This is a genomic window from Bdellovibrio bacteriovorus, from assembly GCF_001592735.1.
Classification (GTDB): domain Bacteria; phylum Bdellovibrionota; class Bdellovibrionia; order Bdellovibrionales; family Bdellovibrionaceae; genus Bdellovibrio; species Bdellovibrio bacteriovorus_D.
On sequence record NZ_LUKE01000006.1, the window covers coordinates 162,478 to 180,885 of the forward strand.

Annotated in this window: 19 protein-coding genes; 11 read left to right on the forward strand and 8 right to left on the reverse strand. The window is 45.6% G+C overall.

The window, feature by feature from the left end:
• Nucleotides 1-122: 122 nt before the first annotated feature.
• Both AZI86_RS17655 and AZI86_RS17660 read right to left on the reverse strand, forming a co-directional pair.
• A complete protein-coding gene (locus AZI86_RS17655) occupies nucleotides 123-1,520 on the reverse strand; it encodes a hydantoinase B/oxoprolinase family protein (RefSeq protein ID WP_061836616.1) in 1,398 nt (465 codons plus the stop codon).
• Nucleotides 1,517-2,878, reverse strand: coding sequence for a hydantoin utilization protein (locus tag AZI86_RS17660; protein WP_061836617.1), 1,362 nt, complete (start codon nucleotides 2,876-2,878; stop codon nucleotides 1,517-1,519). Before AZI86_RS17660 ends, AZI86_RS17655 begins: the two co-directional genes overlap by 4 nt.
• A 123-nt stretch (nucleotides 2,879-3,001) precedes the next feature.
• Between AZI86_RS17660 and hisC the strand changes: the two genes are divergently transcribed.
• Complete coding sequence (hisC, locus tag AZI86_RS17665) at nucleotides 3,002-4,126, forward strand: histidinol-phosphate transaminase (protein WP_061836618.1); 1,125 nt, start codon at nucleotides 3,002-3,004, stop codon at nucleotides 4,124-4,126.
• Nucleotides 4,127-4,179: 53 nt separating this feature from the next.
• Nucleotides 4,180-4,833, forward strand: coding sequence for a (d)CMP kinase (cmk, locus tag AZI86_RS17670; protein WP_061836619.1), 654 nt, complete (start codon nucleotides 4,180-4,182; stop codon nucleotides 4,831-4,833).
• 21 nt (nucleotides 4,834-4,854) lie between these two features.
• On the opposite strand, the gene AZI86_RS17675 is transcribed toward cmk, so the two are convergent.
• Together AZI86_RS17675 and AZI86_RS17680 are read right to left on the reverse strand one after the other, a co-directional pair.
• Nucleotides 4,855-5,535, reverse strand: a complete 681-nt coding sequence (locus tag AZI86_RS17675; RefSeq protein WP_061836620.1) for a hypothetical protein — start codon at nucleotides 5,533-5,535, stop codon at nucleotides 4,855-4,857.
• Between the two features lie 8 nt (nucleotides 5,536-5,543).
• Complete coding sequence (locus tag AZI86_RS17680) at nucleotides 5,544-6,263, reverse strand: tRNA-uridine aminocarboxypropyltransferase (RefSeq protein WP_253716027.1); 720 nt, start codon at nucleotides 6,261-6,263, stop codon at nucleotides 5,544-5,546.
• A 179-nt stretch (nucleotides 6,264-6,442) separates the two neighbouring features.
• Between AZI86_RS17680 and AZI86_RS17685 the strand changes: the two genes are divergently transcribed.
• From AZI86_RS17685 to AZI86_RS17695, 3 genes are all read left to right on the forward strand, one after another.
• Nucleotides 6,443-6,709: a hypothetical protein gene (locus tag AZI86_RS17685; RefSeq protein WP_061836622.1), complete on the forward strand. Its 267-nt coding sequence runs from the start codon at nucleotides 6,443-6,445 to the stop codon at nucleotides 6,707-6,709.
• An 8-nt stretch (nucleotides 6,710-6,717) separates the two neighbouring features.
• Nucleotides 6,718-7,332: a DUF938 domain-containing protein gene (locus AZI86_RS17690; protein WP_061836623.1), complete on the forward strand. Its 615-nt coding sequence runs from the start codon at nucleotides 6,718-6,720 to the stop codon at nucleotides 7,330-7,332.
• Between the two features lie 67 nt (nucleotides 7,333-7,399).
• A complete protein-coding gene (locus AZI86_RS17695) occupies nucleotides 7,400-7,873 on the forward strand; it encodes a hypothetical protein (protein WP_061836624.1) in 474 nt (157 codons plus the stop codon).
• Here AZI86_RS17695 and AZI86_RS17700 read toward each other — a convergent pair.
• On the reverse strand, nucleotides 7,870-8,778 hold the full coding sequence (locus AZI86_RS17700; RefSeq protein WP_061836625.1) for a TIGR02285 family protein: 909 nt from the start codon (nucleotides 8,776-8,778) through the stop codon (nucleotides 7,870-7,872). The genes AZI86_RS17695 and AZI86_RS17700 overlap by 4 nt on opposite strands.
• Entirely contained in the window at nucleotides 8,775-9,671 is an 897-nt protein-coding gene (locus tag AZI86_RS17705) for a TIGR02285 family protein (RefSeq protein ID WP_061836626.1), read from the reverse strand. Before AZI86_RS17705 ends, AZI86_RS17700 begins: the two co-directional genes overlap by 4 nt.
• A gap of 254 nt (nucleotides 9,672-9,925) precedes the next feature.
• Here AZI86_RS17705 and AZI86_RS17710 point away from each other — a divergent pair, with 254 nt between their 5' ends.
• From AZI86_RS17710 to AZI86_RS17730, 5 genes are all read left to right on the forward strand, one after another.
• Nucleotides 9,926-11,725, forward strand: coding sequence for a 30S ribosomal protein S1 (locus AZI86_RS17710; RefSeq protein ID WP_081111987.1), 1,800 nt, complete (start codon nucleotides 9,926-9,928; stop codon nucleotides 11,723-11,725).
• Nucleotides 11,726-11,880: 155 nt separating this feature from the next.
• Nucleotides 11,881-12,858: a signal peptide peptidase SppA gene (sppA, locus tag AZI86_RS17715; RefSeq protein ID WP_061836627.1), complete on the forward strand. Its 978-nt coding sequence runs from the start codon at nucleotides 11,881-11,883 to the stop codon at nucleotides 12,856-12,858.
• A gap of 5 nt (nucleotides 12,859-12,863) precedes the next feature.
• Complete coding sequence (locus tag AZI86_RS17720) at nucleotides 12,864-13,481, forward strand: HIT family protein (protein WP_061836628.1); 618 nt, start codon at nucleotides 12,864-12,866, stop codon at nucleotides 13,479-13,481.
• On the forward strand, nucleotides 13,478-14,230 hold the full coding sequence (locus tag AZI86_RS17725) for a rhomboid family intramembrane serine protease (RefSeq protein ID WP_253716009.1): 753 nt from the start codon (nucleotides 13,478-13,480) through the stop codon (nucleotides 14,228-14,230). Before AZI86_RS17720 ends, AZI86_RS17725 begins: the two co-directional genes overlap by 4 nt.
• A gap of 113 nt (nucleotides 14,231-14,343) precedes the next feature.
• Entirely contained in the window at nucleotides 14,344-14,532 is a 189-nt protein-coding gene (locus AZI86_RS17730; RefSeq protein ID WP_061836629.1) for a hypothetical protein, read from the forward strand.
• Nucleotides 14,533-14,603: 71 nt separating this feature from the next.
• Here AZI86_RS17730 and AZI86_RS17735 read toward each other — a convergent pair whose 3' ends face one another.
• A complete protein-coding gene (locus tag AZI86_RS17735; protein ID WP_061836630.1) occupies nucleotides 14,604-16,163 on the reverse strand; it encodes a hypothetical protein in 1,560 nt (519 codons plus the stop codon).
• 214 nt (nucleotides 16,164-16,377) lie between these two features.
• Here AZI86_RS17735 and AZI86_RS17740 point away from each other — a divergent pair, with 214 nt between their 5' ends.
• Nucleotides 16,378-17,301, forward strand: a complete 924-nt coding sequence (locus tag AZI86_RS17740) for a hypothetical protein (RefSeq protein WP_157684760.1) — start codon at nucleotides 16,378-16,380, stop codon at nucleotides 17,299-17,301.
• Here AZI86_RS17740 and AZI86_RS17745 read toward each other — a convergent pair whose 3' ends face one another.
• Complete coding sequence (locus tag AZI86_RS17745; RefSeq protein ID WP_061836632.1) at nucleotides 17,302-18,312, reverse strand: L,D-transpeptidase family protein; 1,011 nt, start codon at nucleotides 18,310-18,312, stop codon at nucleotides 17,302-17,304.
• Between the last annotated feature and the right edge of the window lie 96 nt (nucleotides 18,313-18,408).

Consider the following 18,408-nt stretch of genomic DNA (forward strand, 5'->3'; position numbering starts at 1 on the left):
GCTTTAGCTTGTGCAAAACCACTAATACAAAATATGAGTATGAAAAAGTATTTGGCAATATTCATGTTAGAACTATACCACAAAACAAAGGCCTGGCGATACCGGCCTAGCACTAGGCCAGGCTATTCTTTGCCGTAACCGCCGCCAGACCCTGAACACAAGGTTACGATATCACCGGGTGCAAACTGTTGAGTTCCCAAAACGGGAAGATTCTTAGTTTCACCCTGACGTTCGATCAGGATTTCGCCAGCGTCACCGTGTGTACAGTTTTTAGAAATACGCGGACGATGCAAGGTAAGGTCTGTCATCCAGACACCTTCCACGGCTTCTTTGATTTCAAATTTCATGATCAAACCGCGGCCGCCAGGGTTTTTGCCTTTGCCGCCGGTGGATTGACGATGATCAATGCGTTGAACTTTAACGGGGAAATCCCGTTCGAGCTGTTCAATCGAAAAAGCTTTGGTGTGGGCGGAAGCGCCGGCTTCAGAAGGTGTTGCACCGCTGCCCCCGTGAAGAGTCAGAACTTTGTTTTTAGAATCATTTTTTAAATCAAAGCGCAAAGAACAGCGACTGTCCAAAGCTCTTTCACCTTTTTGATGAATCTGCGAAAGCGCCATATCCAAAGCTGTTTCGATAGCCGCGACTCCGCAAGTCATGCCTTTGTAAGTAGGGGCTGGATATTTTCCGACAAGCCAGCAGCCGGAGGGTTTGGTCAGTTGCAGCACCGAAAAAGAACCTGAATTTGCGATCTGCTCAAAACCATAAAAGCGCGCTAAAGTATAAAAGCAGGCGCCTAAAGTTGCCGACTCGGTCAAAGACACTGTTTTTGCGCTGCTTGTGCCCCCGAAATCCAAGGTGATTTTACCATCGTGGATATCCATCGAAACGCGCAAAAGCTCGCCGCTGTCTAAAACGACATCCACGCGAGTCTCCCCCGAAGAGCGTTCATTGATTTTTTGCCAAGCGGCGTTTTTAGAAAGTTCTAAATAGTCTTCAATCAACTCACCCGTAATGGTGAACCCCGAAAGCTCAATCGCCTCAATCAGTTTTTGGGCTTTTTCGGTAAGATCTTGGCATTGTGTTTTTAACCATTCTTTAAAATAAGGCGGGCAGGCAGGATGTGCTTGAATCGCATCAAGTATGAGTTCATTCAGCTGATTTTTTTGTCGCAACGGTGTTGGCGGAATACGAATTCCTTCTTCTTCCACAGACTTTGAGATCTTGACCTTGGTTTCCATCGGGCGACGGGTGACCCAAATAAGGTCTTCAGAAACGGCCATCACGAAAGTCATTTCACCTAAAAGACTGCCGCCGCTGTAAGGGTCATTTAAAATGGCGATATCGCCTTCTTGAAGCTGTAAATATTTGGTCGCCGTCGATGCCGCCGTTGGCAACGTGCCGTAGGTCACCGGATTAGTCCCACGAATAGCAAGGATATCGCCTTCTAATGTTAAAAGAGCAGACTCCCCTTGAAGAAAGTCATTCAGCAAAGATTGAAACAATTCAACGTGATAATTCATAACTGTCCTTGCAAAGAGCGAACGCCGCAAAGTGCGGTGGCCGTAGACTCGGTGAAATCAAGGGGCTCAATGGTTGTTGCCGCATCTTTTTTAAAGGCGTTGGCGAAAACACTTGCCAGAGGGCCCGTCACGCGCATTTTTTTAGAACGGCGATGCAAGATGGACTCTAAAGCCAAACGTTGCAAAGTAAGGCTTTGCAGTTCTTTTGTTAGTTGACCCAAGTCCGTGTTGCGCACACGACTGTTTTTAGCCAAAGCGAATAAAGAATTTTTAGCGCGTTGAATACCTTGGGCTGAAAAACGATCTGACAGGCCCGGCAGGGCGGTCAGCTTGGCATTTTCTGCCCACATATCTAATAAACCCAGTTTTTGTCCACGTCCTAAGAACATCGGACCTGGCTCCCAGCCGTCTTGGGAGGTGGCAAAGTCAAAGTGTCCAAAAATATTGAGGCTTAAACCCAACGTCGGCTGAATGCCCAAAGTGTGGGTGCGTAAGTGGGACATCGCTACCGGGCCCCAGTCACTGTCCCAACGTGTACTTTCGCCATCTGGAGAAATCAAGGTGAAGGCTTCAAATCCCAAATGCAAAACATCGGCTTTGTGAGGTTCGCCATAGACTTTACCTAAAGCCGTCAATGAAGAAAAATAACCGTCTAAAGCTTGCGCCTCTTTCGCCGCGCCGGCGTGGCCTTGAGAGTTTAAGAAATAAACATTCTCTTCAGTAAGTGTTTCACTGAGTGCGCCTAGGATTTCATTTTTACGATCTGCAAAAACGGAACTGATAGTGGCGTTAAGAGCATTTTTATTCCAACGTTCCACTTCCGTGTTTGCCGCATCAGCCTTCGGAAGAAAAACCTCGAGGCCTTGGGAGCTTAAAATCTCGACGGCCGCGTTTAAATTTGTGGGATTGGCTTGGGCGTGCAAGAAGTGCAGACACACGCGTTTGCAATCCATCAATAAAATTTTGGCGGCGATGGCTTCAACGTCCGCGGGTGTTAAAGGAATCTCTAAGGTGCCATTAGCCAAAACGCGCTCACGGACTGAAAAGATCAAATCTTTTTGAGTCAATTCGCGATGAGACCCGGTCAGCTCCAGCCAGTGCTCAAATCCTTCGGTGGTGATGTGCGCGACCGCGCCGCTTAAGTTGTGGTCTAAAAGTTTTTTGGGAATCTTAAGGCTGACAAATGCCTTTTCAGGTTTGCTTGCCGCATTTTCACTTAAAAATGATAGAAGAGTTTGTTTAATACTCTCGCGGGCTAAATACACCCTTTTTTGCGCTAGGGGATTAGCGCCGGTCAGGAGGGAGTATTCTGCGAAAGACTCACCCACATTGATTCCCAATACACAGCTATTCTGCATTTTTAAACGCTCTCTATCATTGTCTTTAGGAAGGAATATTGTTAAATCAAAGGCATCGATATAGCAAAAAAAATATTGTAAGAAAAGGATTCTGACGAAGGGTCTGTCGAAAGGAATTTTAAAGTGAAGATTTCTCCTGAAATTTTAAACCTTGTGCCCTATAAACCCGGCAAACCCATCTCTGAAACTCAACGTGAATATGGTTTAACGACCGTTTATAAGCTGGCAAGTAACGAAAATCCTTTAGGTCCTAGCCCGAAAGCCATGGCCGCAGTTCGACACGCGCTTGATCATCAGCATCTTTATCCGGATCCTTCGCATTATGAACTACTCCATACTCTTTCTAAAGAATGGGGAGTTCCGACTCAGCAATTGGGAATTGGCAATGGCAGTGATGAACTGATTGATCTTCTAACTCGCATTTACTGTGAACCGCATGACGGGGTTTTGACGTCGGTTGCAGCTTTTAATGCTTATGAGGTCAGCGCACCAGCCAACCGAGCTATTATTCATAAAATCCCGATGAAAGAAGGCTATCGTTTCGATTTGCCGGCTATTGCGGATTACTTCATGGCTCATCATGAAAGTAAAAAAATCCGTTTGATCTTCGTGTCTAATCCCAACAATCCAACGGGGACGTACGCTCCGAAGATGGAATTAGAGGCGTTTTTGGAAAAAGTCGGAAATCGCGATGATGTCATGGTTATTTTCGACGAAGCTTATAATGAATTTGTGCGCGCGACCGATTATGCCTCGGCACAAAACTATATTAAGAAATACAAAAACCTGATTGTTTTAAGGACTTTCTCTAAAATCTATGGTTTGGCGGGCTTCCGCATCGGCGCCATGGTTGCGCCTCCTGAGGTTATCGAGGTCTTTAACCGTGTGCGCAAACCGTTTAATGTCAACGATTTAGCGCAAGTGGCCGCGAATGCAGCTGTGCAGGATAAAGAATTTATTGAGCGTTCGCAGCAGACTTGTTGGAAAGGGCTTGATTACTTCTATAAGAAGTTAGAAGAATTAGGCCTGCCATACATCCCCTCTCAGGGTAATTTTGTCATGTTTGACACTCTTCGCGATGCTGCCAAGGTCAATGAGGCCCTTTTGCGTCGCGGGATTATTATGAGACCGCTTTTTAACTACGGTTTTAAAACGCATTTACGTCTCAGTGTTGGTAAAGAACACGAAAACCAAGCGGCAATTCAAGCTTTGGCCGAAGTGTTAAAAGAAATCCCGACGTTGTCATAGCGTTAGGAAAGAAAAAGGCTGATCAAAAATAACCAGCCGTCGTACGGAGAAATATGGGAATGGTAATCACGATCGATGGCCCCGCGGCCTCTGGAAAATCATCAGTAAGTAGAGAACTTGCTCGTCGCTTGGGCTGGCAATGGGTTTCTACGGGTGCTTTCTATCGTGGTTTGGCCTATGCGGCCCTGCAAATGGATATCGATCTTGATGACGTGAAGGGTTTAGCAGACCTGACTCACAATCCGGTATGGAGTGTGAAAATGGAGCAAGATCGCACGCGCGTTTACTTCAAAGAACAAGACGTCACCGATCAAATTGCTCACGAAGATGTGGGAAATTTCGCTAGCAAAGTCAGTCACTATCCCGATGTTCGTAAAGCCTTGTTAGACGCACAAAGAAACTGCAGCAACGGTCCGCAAGGACTTGTGGCGGAAGGCCGTGATTGTGGCACCGTGGTCTTCCCGAAAGCAGAAGCCAAAGTTTACCTCACAGCTAACAGCGAACACCGTGCCGCACGTCGGGCTGCGGAACTGGGTTTAGATCAAGGGGACATGGTAAAGGCGCAACAGCAACGTGATCTTCAAGACTCTACTCGCAAAGTAGCACCCATGGCGGTTCCTGAAGACGCTTTAGTGGTCGACACAACAGCTTTGAACTTAGACCAAGTGGTCGATGAAGTTGTTAAATACGTTAAAAACAAAATCTAAAAAATGATGCGACCAAAAAATCTATGAGCCTCGAAGCTCTAAAGAGGGTTGGTCTATGTCTTTTAAGATCTGATCGATCACCCGGCGCTTTAGAGGGGACGTCGCGGGCGTTTCCCGGTGCAGCTGACGAATTTGCTCTGCCACCTTCTTTTTTGCGTCCCCATGAAAAGTCACAAACGCACTTTTTAAAAGTAACATCGAAGTCGCGCCTAAGAGTTCATTCTGTGATTTGATGCGATCATTGGTCGGCAAAAAATCACTGCATAAGGAGTCTTTGATCCCTTTGCAAAAAACAACGTAGTCACTCCATTTACCGGAAGCCAAATCCGCGATCTCGGATTTTTGTAAAAGATTTGATGAAAGAAGCTGTTGGTTGATAATAGCTTCTTTGACGATTTTATAGCCGCGGTTCACTTTAAAACCCTTGATTTCGGGCGCACCCATCAGGCGTTGTAAACAAGCTCCGGCCACATATTTAGTCAGCAGGTCTTCAGAATTTGCATAAGCTTCGGTCAGACAATGCAGCGGCGCACGCATTTTTTCGATCAACTCGTCAGCTGAAGAAACCTTTTTGGGCAGGGCTAGTATTTCATCTTGGAATTTATAGAGCTCGACAGGTTCTTCGACGTGGCAGGATATTTTAGCTTGCGCCACTGAACCGAAAGCCAGAAGAAGACCTAAAAAAGCGATCTGTATTTTCATAAAACCTCCTAGGCCCTAAAAGTCGGGCGACGATAGCGTTGGGGGTTGTTGGCCTCATCGGCTTTGCGGATAAAACTTAATTGTAATTCTACCATCGAATCAAAAACAGTTAATAGGCGATCATGGGCGCGTGATTCTACCGCAAACCCTTGGCTTTCACCCACAAGCTCGATGGTGTGGTGGATCGCTTCCAAAGTGGAATAGCAGGCCGCATGGGGCTGCTTTCGCACGCGAAAGTTAGAGGGCTTTTCAGGGTTAAAACAAATGCGCGGCAGCTCGGTTAGGTTTTTACTTTGTCGCATCATCTTTTTAGCCGTCAGCCATGTGCCATCAATCACAAAGATGGTTAACTTTTTAGTTGGATCAAAAAGCTGCGCGCGGGATTCTGGCGTCATTTCGGTCAGGTTTTTCGAGTTTCGTCCGGGATATAAAATCACGCACTGGCGATTTTTATCATTCAGGATCTGATTCACTTGTTCGTCTTCGCTATAGTCTTGGCCACGAATTAAAAATGAATTTTCCATACATAAAAAGGACATGCGGCCGGTGGCAATACGGCGGCGCACTTCAATCGGGTGAATCAGGATGACAAAATCAATCTGGGGGTCAAAGCGCTGGATGCGGTGGCAGTAACAAGAAAATCGAGGCTGAATGCAAGCGGTGCAAAGTTCGCGATAGACGGGCGCGGATTCGGAGTGTTTCTTTCTTTGCTCTAAATATTCTTGCACGTTCAAAGGCGACCTCGTTGGCTGTAGAGCCTTTAGGGTCTCACAAGTGCGATTAGAGGGGAATTCCTGCCTTTAAAAAGGTCTAGGTGTCTTTTTTATCGGGCGCTTTTTGTCGGTTGCCTTTGGGGTGTAGAGTCTATAAAAAGGGCGTTCCCGTTTTTAAAGAAAGAAGAGCTTAAATGGAAGACTTTATCCCCCCAAAACCACCCAAATCATTCCGCATCGTTTTGGACTTACTTCGTTCTGAAAAACGCTTGGACACGGTTCTTTTAGAAGCTATCAAGGCACAAAATGAAGATTTGAATTTGCGTGAGATCTCTCGCACGAAATACAAAGAACTTTTTAAAGAAGGCAAAATTCAAATCAAAGGTCAAAACGCAACACCCTCGTCTTCTGTGGCTAAAGGTATCACTTACGTAGATATCTTCGGTTATAAAAACAAATAGTCATCGACATGGATTTACCTGTTTCTGAAGCTGCCGAAAGAAATAAAGAGCCGATTTTAAAAGTTTTAAAACAAGTGATTCGTGCTAGCGATCGCCGTCTTTTGGAGATCGGCGCGGGAACGGGGCAACATGCGGTATTCTTTGCTCCGCAATTTCCTCAATTAGAATGGACGGCCACTGAAACCGCGGCTCCGTTGCCTTTATTAAATCGTCGTATTCAGGAAAGTCAGGTTCCGAATCTGACACCACCTCGCAAGCTGACGGTGGGCGAAGACAGTATTCCCAATCGCACGTATGACGTCGTTTTTACCGCGAACACCTTTCATATTATGTCGTGGAAAGAGTGTAAGACCCTGATCAAAGAGCTGAGTGGGGCGTTGCAAGAGGGCGGCCGGGTTGTGATCTATGGGCCTTTTAACTATGGTGGCACTTACACATCGGACAGCAATGCGGAATTTGATGAATATATCAAAGAAAAGTTCCCAGGCGGTGGCCTTCGCGCTTTTGAAGATGTCAGCAATGCCATGGCCAAGCATGGTTTTGAGTTGGTGCGAGATTTTGAAATGCCTGCGAACAATCGCACTCTTGTTTTCCGTCGCTTAAAATATATCGGGAAGAAATAGCCAAAAAGGTTTTGACGCTGAACTCGTTGCCTTTCTACACTTTAATGGCAGGGCAGAGGGGGCTTTTGTGAAGTGGATCGTTTTGGCAGTTTCCGTTCTTTTTTCTATTCCATCTTGGGCGTCAATTTATTTGGTGGCACCAAGAACCGTCGTCGTACAAAATCAAGCAGGTGTGAGCTGTTTCGCTGAAAAAAACGCGGCCGCCGCAGATCTTGCGGCCCCGCACTTTCGTATTCCGGTGACTTTGGCAAATCCGCAGCGCGCCAGCTTTACGCCGACATCCTTTCGCATTTTTGTTTTTAACAAAGGCCAAATTCATACCTGTGAATTCAGCGGTGAAGTGATGCATGCTTCGGGAATGGGGTTGCCCATTCCGTATGGCTATCAAATGACCAGCTCTTGTGATTTGGGATGTGGGGGGATCGACGTTCCTGCGGGTAAAAAACTAACCGCGACTTTAGAGGTTATTGGTGAATGGGTTTTTGCCGACGGGACAAAAAAAGCCGGTTTTCAAGAAACCAGCTTTGAAGTGACCAACTAAAAATCTTCGGTGATTGTGGGCGGACGAGTTTCGTAAATCTTTTGATACTCTTTGCGGCGTTCTGGCGGCAAATGAGCCATCAAATATTCGTGAGAGAGTTCTTTGAAATTCTTCTCGCGAATCAGTTTAGAGATCTCCTTCACCGCGCGTTTCCCCCAGGGAGTTCTTTCGCAGGAGGCGCGCAAAGCGGTGAATTCGGGTGCTTCTTTGATACGAAAAAACTGCATTTTTTCACCCGGATGATTTTTTTCAAACTCCGCCATTTCCAGGTACACGCCTAAGACACCGTCGATGCGTTTTGCTTGTAACATCGAAAAAAGTTTGTCGATGGATCCATCACCATGAAAGCCATAAGATTTCGTACTTTTTTCCAAAAGCGGCGTCAGCGCTTGCGGATAATAACGACCGTTCACAAAGCCCAAGCGAAACTGTTTTTTCTCGAGTGTTTGTTCCATGATGATTTCGTTGGGGACGGCGTTCACGGATACATATTTGCTTGGCGCTAAAGATTGCAGCGTGATCAAACCAAAGGGCAGACCTGCAGTGATCTCTTCTCCGAAATAAAGAAAATTGCGGCGTTCTTTATTTTCCGCCAATACGAGGGAGCAGATCTGCTTATTTTCTCTGATTACTTTCATCGCTCGCAAAAGGGGAATGCGCACGAAGCGATGATCGTAGCCCGGCATGGATGAAGCCAAGACTTTATAAAGTCCGCCCAGGGGGCCATGCAGGTTTTCAGAATTTAGAATTGCGTCATTGCTTGAAGTGTAAATAAATGGCGGCAGCTCATGAATCATCCACTGAATTGTTTTCTTGTTGGCAGGATTTAGGCTCAAAGTTCCATCGGGGGCGGCGATAGACGTGACTCCGAGGAAGCATAAAAACACGAAGGCTAAGAATTTCATTTTTTCTCCGTATTAAACTCGGGGCGGCTGTCGTATATTTTTTGATATTCTTTGCGCCGATCGCTAGGCAAGGTTGATAAAAGATATTGATGAGCAATGTCTTTAAAGTTTTTATCTTTAACGACTTTTGAAACAGCTTTCAAAGTTTTCTCGCCCCACGCGGTTTTTTCACAGGAGGCGCGGATAGTCGTAAATTCAGGCGCCTCTTTGACGCGGAAGAATTGCATTTCCGGCGTATGGGGGTGTTTTTGTTCATAATCGGTCATCTCAAAATAAAAACCCAACACTCCGTCCAAACGGCCTTTACCCAGCATGGATAATAGGTTGGCGACCGAGCCATCGCTGACAAAATTAAAAGATTTTTTATTCCCTTTTAAGACCGTTTCAAGTTCGGGACTGTAAAAGCGTCCCTTGACGACACCCAGTTGAAAGGGACCCGCATCCAGGGTTTTTTTTGCTGAAACCTGGGCATGGTCTAAAACGAACTTGGTATCGGGAGTAGATTTCAATGCTATGAGGCCGGGGGGGAGGGTGATGGCCACCTCTTCGCCGAAAGTCAGAAAATGGCGACGGGCTTCATTTTCTTGAAGAAGCAGGGTGCAAAATTGCTTTTTTTCCCGAAGTAGTTTTTCGGCGCGGACAAAAGGAATGCGCAAAAAGCGATGGTGGTACTGGGGGAGGGCCTGGCTCAGGCTTTTATACATGCCAGCAATGGGGCCTGCGGCTTTTTCTAAGTTCACCAACAAATCATCGGAATTTAGCACGATGGCTGGCGGCATATCGTGGATCAGCCATTGGATTGTCTTTTCATCAGGGGGATTAAGAGTTTGCGGCGCCGCGAAACTCGGGCCAGAAACGAATATAAGCGCTATTAATAAAGAAACTGCCGTCATAGAAGTCCAAAATAAGAGGGTTCTTATGACTTGATCTAAATGACGGCGGGTAAATGTGTAAAGGATTAGACGCAACCTAACAAACTTGTCATGCCGACGGGGCTTAAAGGTCCAGCTGGGGGCGTTGGTCTATACGCGTAAAAACCTTTGACTCCCTCTCAGGAGGTGGCTAAACCAGTCTTTCACTTAAAGTGAAGAAAGGTACGGGGAGAGCACAAAGAGGTTCTCTTACGTAGGAGGTTATTAATAACAATATGACTAAACAATTAAACAAGGCCGAGCTTGAGAAACAGAAAGTTCTAGCTTTCTTGGATGCAGAAGATTCTAAAATCCCTGCTAATCCTGGCATCTTGAATGCTAAATCTGGAAAAGGTGAATTCGAAGACCTTTTCAATGCTTCCATGAAAGAGCAAGACTTCAAAGTCGGCGACGTTGTTACTGGTACAGTAGTAGAAGTTCAATCTGACTATGTCCTAGTAGACATCAACTACAAATCTGAAGGCCTTATCGCTATCAATGAATTCCGTATCGTAGACGGCGTTCGTGAAGTGAAAGCTGGAGACAAAGTAGAAGTTTTGATCGATCGTATTGAAAATGAGAACGGCATGATCGTTCTTTCTAAAGATAAAGCAGACATGCTACGTGCATGGACTGACATCTCTAAAGCAGCAGAAAACGAAGAAGTTATCGAAGGTACTGTTGTTGCTAAAGTTAAAGGTGGCTTGAGCGTTGATATCGGCGTTAAAGCATTCTTACCTGGATCTCAAATCGATCTACGTCCGGTTCGCAACATGGACGTTTACTTGGGCAAGAAATTCAAATTCAAAGTTATCAAGTTCAACAAAAAGCGTGGCAACATCGTTCTTTCTCGCCGTGCGCTTCTTGAAGAAGAGCGTGATTCTTTACGTTCACAAACTTTGGACACTATGGCTGAAGGTTCCATCGTTACGGGTGTTGTTAAAAACATCACGGACTACGGAGCATTCATTGACCTTGGTGGTATGGACGGATTGTTACACATCACAGATATGTCTTGGGGCCGCGTAAAACATCCTTCAGAAATGTTGAATGTGGGCGACGAAATCCAAGTTAAAGTTCTTAAATACGACAAAGAAAAAGAACGCGTTTCTTTGGGTATGAAACAATTGACTACGGATCCTTGGGAAGCTGTTAAAGCGACTTACCCTCCAGGAACTAAACTTAAAGGAAAAGTCGTCTCTCTTGCTGAGTACGGCGCATTCGTTGAGCTTGGTGAAGGTATTGAAGGTTTGATCCACGTTTCTGAAATGTCTTGGACTAAACGTGTAAAACACCCTTCTCAAATCGTCACTGTAGATCAAGAAGTAGAAGTTGTAGTTCTAGAAGTAGACACTGAAAACCGCCGCATCAGCTTGGGTATGAAACAGCTTCAAGCAAATCCATGGGTTGAGTTGAAAGAGTCTTACGCTCCAGGAACTATCATTGAAGGCGAAGTGAAATCTGTTACAGATTTCGGTATCTTCATCGGTATCGAAGAAGGCATCGACGGCCTTGTTCACATCTCTGACTTCTCTTGGACTAAACGTGTAAATCACCCAAGCGAAATGTTCACTAAAGGAACAAAAGTTCGCGCGGTTGTTTTGGGCGTAGACATTGAAAATGAACGCTTCTCTTTGGGTATCAAACAACTTGAGTCTGACCCTTGGTCAAACATCGAGAACAAATACGCTATCGGTACACAACACGATGTTAAAGTAACTAAAACAGCTGATTTTGGTGCTTTCGTTGAGCTTGAGTCTGATATCGAAGGTTTGATCCATATCTCTGAACTGACTACTGACAAAATCGGCGCCGTAGAGGAATTCATTAAGCCAGGTCAATCGATCAAAGCTGAAGTGATCTCTATCGACAAAGACGCTCGTAAAATCGGCTTGTCTGCTAAACTTGTGAAACTTCGCGAGTCAAAAGCGGACGTTGATGATTACGTTAAAAAAGCGACAGCAACTTCTAAGTCTACTTTCGGTGACTTGTTTGCTGACCAGCTTAAAAACGTAAAAACGGACGGTAAGCAGTAATCTGCTTGTCCGCCGAAGCCTCTCCGCGATGTTGTGCGCAGCGCAACTAGCGGAAGCGAAGGTGGAAATTGACTGCAAAGTCATAAAAGGGGACCCTAGATGGGTCCCTTTTTTTATTTGTAGCACCTAGAACGGTGCTCTCTTTGGAGTCTTGCATGCAGCAAAAAAACAGCTTCTACAAAAAACTAGCTATCATCATCCTTGTTTTCTTCATCTTAGGCGTCTTGGTTAAGGTCAGCGGCGGCTTCTTTGGTGAATCAGAAAAACAGATCACCGCGAAAAACACCATTCTTCAATTAGAACTGAATGGCGTTATTTTAAACGGCAAACGCTTCATCAAAAATTTGGAAAAATACGCTGAAAAAGACAAGGTCAAAGCGATCTTAGTAAACATCAATTCACCAGGCGGCTCGGTCGGTCCTTCGCAAGAAATTTACACGGAAATTAAGCGCGTGCGTGATGAGCTTAAAAAACCGGTGATCTGTGTTTGTACCGGGATCATTGCCAGCGGCGCTTATTACTCTGCCATGGGTTGCGATAAATTGGTGGTGGCGCCAGGGGCTTTGGTGGGTTCGATCGGTGTGATCATGGAATTTGCAAACATCGAAAAACTTTATGATTGGGCTAAGATTTCTCGCTATTCCATCACTTCTGGAAAATTCAAAGACTCAGGAGCTGAATACCGTTCGATGCGCGAAGATGAGCGCGAGCTATTCCAAACAATGATCAACGAAGTTTACGGTCAGTTTAAAACGACCGTGATGACTGAAAGAAAATTAAAAGAAGAGGTCGTGACAGAATATGCAGATGGTCGCGTGTTCACCGGGGCTACGGCCGTGAAGCTGGGCTTTGCCGATCAAGAGGGGTTCTTTAAAGATGCGGTGAAGCTTGCCGCGGAAACTGCAAAATTGGGTGATGATTACGAAGTTTTCGAAGTGCCCAAAAAACGCATGAGCATCTTTGATCTTGGTGGCGGCGACAAAGAAGACGACGTTAACACCTTGGCCGATTATGCGGATGTATTAAAAGGCAAGGCTTTCGGCAATGATATCCAAGGGGCTGTGAAGTTTGTTTTGCGCAGCCAGTACTTGAATCAACCTTTGTTGTTGATGCCTGGATTCTGGGAGCAATAGTTAAGATGGCCTCCACTGCTGCGAAAGCTTCGGCAAAAAATAAAAAGAAGACAAAGAAGGCGATTAAGAAGTCGCCTGTCCGCCGAAGCCTTGGCGAAGGTGGAAAATTCCAAATCGGAAAAAACATCTGGCCCTTAGAGCGTGATGTTTTAGTTCGCCCTGATCGCATGAAGTACGTGCGAAAATTAATTAAGCCTGAGGGGTGTGTCTTTTGTCGAGCGGCTAAAGAAGTACCTTCGGTGGACACTCTTTGTGTTTATAAAACTGAACATTCCATGGTGGTTCTAAATAAATTTCCTTATAACAGCGGGCACGTTTTAGTTTTGCCACTAAAACACTGTGGGGATTTGTTGAAGCTGACTGAGGCCGAGTTCAATGATTTACAGCACACGATTCGCAAAGTGATGAAAGCTTTGATGGATGTGTATGAGCCTGGTGGAATCAACTTAGGGCTGAATCATGGGGCCGTGGCCGGAGCGGGAATTCCGGAACATTTGCATTATCATGTGATTCCAAGGTGGGCGGGAGATGTGAACTTCTTTCCACTCATTGCTGAGACAAAGGTCTTGGTCGAAAGCCTTGAGCAGACTTACGAGAAGCTTTGGAGTATTTTAAAAAAATGAACAGAGGCGTGACTTTTCAAACAGCGCCATTCACTCCGGCAGTGAAGTGGTTGCTTATCGTGAACGTGGCCGTGTGGTTTGTTTTTCAAGTCATCTTGGAAAGATTTCTGCATTTTCCATTCACTTCCATATTTAGTCTTTATCCAGGCAAAGTTCTTTTTGAATTTCAGATCTGGCAATTAGGCTCGTACATGTTCCTGCATTCAATGCAGGTGACTCACATCCTGTTTAACATGCTAATGCTTTGGTTCTTTGGCGCCGAGCTTGAACAGCGCTGGGGTACAAAATTCTTCGTCTTCTATTATCTGTTCTGTGGTATTGGGGCGGCGATTTTATACTGCGTGGGTGTGTGGGGTTATGCCCTGGCAACGGGCTCGCAAACAGGCTTGATCGTGCCGGTGATTGGCGCTTCGGGGGCCGTCTTTGGATTGCTTTTGGCGCAAGGTCTGATCTTTGGTGACCGGGTGGTTTATTTCTTCATGCTCTTTCCAATGAAAACACGTTGGTTTGTGGCCTTGATGGGGGTGATCCAGTTTGCCTCGATGATGACCTCCAGCGTGAGTGGCGGGGAAGTGGCTTACTTAGCCCATCTGGGTGGCTTGGCCGCCGGCTTTATCTGCTTAAAGGGTAAAGACTTCATGGATCGCAATGAGTGGAAGCGTCGCCAGAAGGCCAAAGGCAAAGGGCGGAATTTACGCCTGGTCGTTGATAATGAAAAAGACGATAAGCCGCCCAAATATTGGAACTAAGCCCCATGACGCTATGCAGAACCGCTGCGGTGGTAACAGAGTAACATCTCCGGGGTTTTGACACCTTGGGGTAATTTAGTTATATCTTTGGGTTCTTTGGAAAAGGGGATTTTATGTCTTTGGCTCAAGCTAATAAGAATTTGAAATTTGATAGCAGAATGATCGAACGCAACGTATCTGTTGGCGAGATGTCTAAAGAAGAGCTAAAAAAGCATTTGGATTCTCTTCCAGATCTTGCTCACAATGTTGAGACTTTTACCATCGATGGTAAAAACTCTTCCAATGAAGAAGAAGCTCACTAGTTTTAAAATTTGAATGATTGAATTTTCAGACCCTCTTCTCTCAAGGAAGAGGGTTTTTTAGTTTTAGAGTCTTAGTGAACGTGGCTCAGTTTTTTAACCAAAACCTGTGACGTCTGGCCTAGAGCTTCCACTTGCATGCCCACGGGTAAAAGCAGGGAAGCAAAAACAAAGGCTCTTTTTTCACGATTTAAAAGATTCAGGTCGGCGATATTAGCGCTGCTATCAAAGGTGCTTAAGAGCATTCCCAGTCTTCGTTCATACATCATTGTATTGTGAATAAATACGTAAGCATTCACTGGTAAGCCGGTCACGGCCATGCAGCCACGTTTTAATATGACGGCAGTGGCCAGGCCGACCATGCGGGCTGCCGGGATAAAGCAGATTCCCGCAGCCCCTGTCGCCACCACCATCTTGATATTACGATGAAGGGCATACTCCGCATCCCATTCGGATTGCAGGCGTAATGCGGATTCTTTGTGCGCTTCTGTAAGAGTGGGAAATTTTCTTTGTAAAACATTGAATGCTTGGTCTTGTCCGTAAGGATTTTGCAAAAGATCTTTTAGTGCTTCGCCTAATTTTGATTTTACATCCGGAGCTAAAGCGGACAGGGACTTTAAATCTTGGCTTAATAATTCAACTAATTGCATGTCGTCTTCTGACAAGTTTACCAGGGCTCGGATGTCGCCATTGGCTTTTACTTTTTCTAAGGCCTCAAGCCATTCTTGATCAGAGGGATGGGCGGAGGTCATAAACATGAGCAGTGGAGAAGCCGTGATAAGATTTAAGTACTCTTGATGCGCTTGCTGGCGGATCTCCTGGCGGCGTTGACTTGAGTATTTGAAGTATTCTTGGCGCAATAAGTTCAGCGCTTTTTTCTCGCGTATAGAAAGGTCTTGGCGATCGTAAATGGAAACTCGTTGTAACATAAAACTTTCGCACACGTTTTTATCTGACAGCAAGGGATGACTTGCGGGGATCAGGTTTTCTAAAATAGCGGGTGTGCTTTTTTTATTTGCGATATAACCCGCCAGATTCGCCATGTATTCCTGACAGAACTGGCGGGAATACCGGTTCTGTAAATCACGATAGAATTCTTTTTCATGCTCGGTGATCACAGGTAAGTCGGCCAATTGAAATAACGAAGCGTCGTAAATATGTCTTAAAAAGTTAGTTGGGACACTGAGGCCGTAAGGATGAAATGGGATGAAGTTCACTTGTAAATCAAGTTCGGCATCAAGAGATTCCGCGACGATTCCCCCATCGGGAACCATAAAAAGTCTTTTCGACGGCTGGCTTAAGATCAAGGCCTGGCGCATCTTAGGAAAGTTTTTTTCAGCCAGAGCGATCGCACCGTGCGAGCGGATCCGCGCGCAATCTAAAGTGACCAAAACGCCGTCGGCACTTCCCCAAGAAATAAGTTGGGGGATTTTTTTTTGCGAGGGGTTTTTAAGACAGTCGATCGTGAAATCCAGTTGTTTTTCGTTCACGAGATTTGAGGTGCGCAAAATTTCGTAACGGGCCATCAGATACTGCAGATCCGTATCGCTATAATCTGTGTCGGCCATAGCCGAAGGCATGCCCGCAAAGGCGAACAGCATTCCCAAAATGAGACACTTTAAAACCAACGACACTCAAGACCTCCATAACGGTGGTGTTGCCATTCTTATGCCTGCGATAAAGCGCATAAAATGTTTATGAGTGCGCTAAGAAACCCGAAGCGCCATTATTGGCCACGATCTGTTTAACCGGTGATCAAAGGGGACTAAAGGTGGCGTTAATCGCTTTTAAGCTGGGTATTGACCTTGCAGCGACAAGGACGTGTTTAAAATCTTTTTTACTCTTTTTATGGGGTTTTTATTTTTCTCTTCCGCAAGCCCTGCGCAAGAGCATTCCTCCGTGGTGCTTTATATTTTCGTGGAAGACGGCCAAGCCTTCACGCGTGAAGGACGGGAACTGATGTTGGACTTTCTAAAGACTTCTTTACCCGGCAAGCGGATTGCGCTGGTGAAGGCGCAAAGCCGCCGTTTTTTTGCCAATGAAAAAGCCGTTCGTCATGCCGTTGTCACCCAATTAGAAAAGGCCTTAAACCCCGGTGAAACCGTCAGCCATCTTATTATTGCCACCCATGGCAGCACGCTGAAATCGGCGGACCAGTCACAAACCTTGCTGCAAAGTTTAGGGAGATTTGATGCGAGCGGTGCCGATCAAGATTTAAAGCAAGTGCTAAGGCCGTTGCGAGGTCGGATGGAAGTCGACGCCCATGTGATTTTAGATTCATGTTCCACGATGTGTGGTACTAGCGAAGAGGCGGCAGCTCGCGCCACCGCGTTTATGAAAGAAATTGGGGCCGGCGATGGGACTTTATACGGTGCCACCAATAATGAAGTGGACGTGCGAAAACTGGGCAGCCAAGCTCGAACATGGGAAAAGTTAAAGCCGCGTTGGAATCTGCTTCGCAATGCTGTTCTGACTTCTTTTGCTTTGGGTGTTCCCTTGGCTTGGTTTGGATTAGATGGGGGAGCACTTTCCGTGAACCCTTACATCGCGCATGGGCAAGTCACGCTTTATGGATCAGCCTTAATGATGTCGATGTTTCAATATATGGAACCCGTGATGATCTTTCTTTATGAAAAAATGAAGGCCATCAATCAAGGTCGTATATTTGTGTTTCGTAAAAATCGTTTGCAAGGGATGACGGAGATTTCTAAACGCATTGAAAGTTTAGAAAGAATCTACCACGCGCGTTCTTGCACGCGCGTATTTCAATAATTAATTGCTGCTGTTCGCTTGAGAGTTTTGATTCGTCAGGGAGCTTTCGCGAGCAATCGCTGCCGTCACGCTTTTTTGGCTGAACGGTTGCCATTCTTCACGAATAATTTGGAAGGTATCGCCCGATTTGATCGCGTAAATAGTTTTTACGCCATAGTCGACGTGTTTATCAGATTCGTAGCGCTGCAAAGTTTTAACTAATAACTGTTCGTTGTGTTGAACGATGTAGGGCTGAGAAAGACCGACTTTGATAAACTCATACTGAGTTTTCAATTTCGATTTGTGAGCCTTCCAACTGCTGCGATCAAATCCGGGAGCTTTAAAATCAGCCGCGTAAAAGCTCATGTATTTTTCGATATCTTGATTTTCCCAGGCTTGGCGCCAGCTTTCAACGAAAGTGCTTAAGGCTTTTCGGCGTTTGTCATGTTCGTCACGTGTTACATAGTTGACGTGATCAAAGATTAAAATCGGTGTTTCACGTAGTTTGATGTAATCTTCTAACTTTTTGATGACTTCGTTACGTACCACGACGCAACCGCGTGAGCCGCGAGTTAAAGCCACGGTGTCCGGAATCGCATGAAGCCAGATGCCGGAGCCGGTTTTGTTTTCGCGCTTATCAAAAAGATTAGGGTAGTTCGTGGTGAAAGCCATTACGCCATAAAGGCTATGCGGGATCTCTGGTTGAGCTAATTTTTTTTCTAAGAAATAAATACCTTCAGGAGTTTTGTGGTCATCGCGCTTGGTTTTGTTGCCACCCATTTTGCCGATGTCTGTCGGGTATTCATCCACTTTTTTGATATTTTCGCCATTGCGCTCAAAAACGGAGAGTTTGCGTTTTTCTTTGTCTACCAAGAAAACGTATTTGGAAAATGCGTCCGTCTCAGAGATTTGCAGAAGCGAATCTGGCAAAACTTCAATCGCCTCAGTTTGAGACGTAGGAATACGTGTGTCATCTGCCATCGCCGCAAACGGAATCAAAGATAAAGCAAAACCCGTGAGGAATAATCTCATATGTATTATTATGCGCTGAGACATGTGAGACTTGTCAAGTCTCTGGACCTGGATGTCCAAAGCTTAGACGCTTTGGTCAACATAAAGTGCAAATAA

Coding starts and splice junctions, on each gene's coding strand:
- sppA (WP_061836627.1), top strand. CDS start 11,881: ATGCAGCAAAAAAACAGCTTCTACAAAAAACTAGCTATCATCATCCTT.
- cmk (WP_061836619.1), top strand. CDS start 4,180: ATGGGAATGGTAATCACGATCGATGGCCCCGCGGCCTCTGGAAAATCA.
- AZI86_RS17740 (WP_157684760.1), top strand. CDS start 16,378: ATGGGGTTTTTATTTTTCTCTTCCGCAAGCCCTGCGCAAGAGCATTCC.
- AZI86_RS17710 (WP_081111987.1), top strand. CDS start 9,926: ATGACTAAACAATTAAACAAGGCCGAGCTTGAGAAACAGAAAGTTCTA.
- AZI86_RS17705 (WP_061836626.1), bottom strand. CDS start 9,671: ATGACGGCAGTTTCTTTATTAATAGCGCTTATATTCGTTTCTGGCCCG.
- AZI86_RS17660 (WP_061836617.1), bottom strand. CDS start 2,878: ATGCAGAATAGCTGTGTATTGGGAATCAATGTGGGTGAGTCTTTCGCA.
- AZI86_RS17685 (WP_061836622.1), top strand. CDS start 6,443: ATGGAAGACTTTATCCCCCCAAAACCACCCAAATCATTCCGCATCGTT.
- AZI86_RS17690 (WP_061836623.1), top strand. CDS start 6,718: ATGGATTTACCTGTTTCTGAAGCTGCCGAAAGAAATAAAGAGCCGATT.
- AZI86_RS17745 (WP_061836632.1), bottom strand. CDS start 18,312: ATGAGATTATTCCTCACGGGTTTTGCTTTATCTTTGATTCCGTTTGCG.
- AZI86_RS17655 (WP_061836616.1), bottom strand. CDS start 1,520: ATGAATTATCACGTTGAATTGTTTCAATCTTTGCTGAATGACTTTCTT.
- AZI86_RS17730 (WP_061836629.1), top strand. CDS start 14,344: ATGTCTTTGGCTCAAGCTAATAAGAATTTGAAATTTGATAGCAGAATG.
- AZI86_RS17720 (WP_061836628.1), top strand. CDS start 12,864: ATGGCCTCCACTGCTGCGAAAGCTTCGGCAAAAAATAAAAAGAAGACA.
- AZI86_RS17675 (WP_061836620.1), bottom strand. CDS start 5,535: ATGAAAATACAGATCGCTTTTTTAGGTCTTCTTCTGGCTTTCGGTTCA.
- AZI86_RS17725 (WP_253716009.1), top strand. CDS start 13,478: ATGAACAGAGGCGTGACTTTTCAAACAGCGCCATTCACTCCGGCAGTG.
- AZI86_RS17700 (WP_061836625.1), bottom strand. CDS start 8,778: ATGAAATTCTTAGCCTTCGTGTTTTTATGCTTCCTCGGAGTCACGTCT.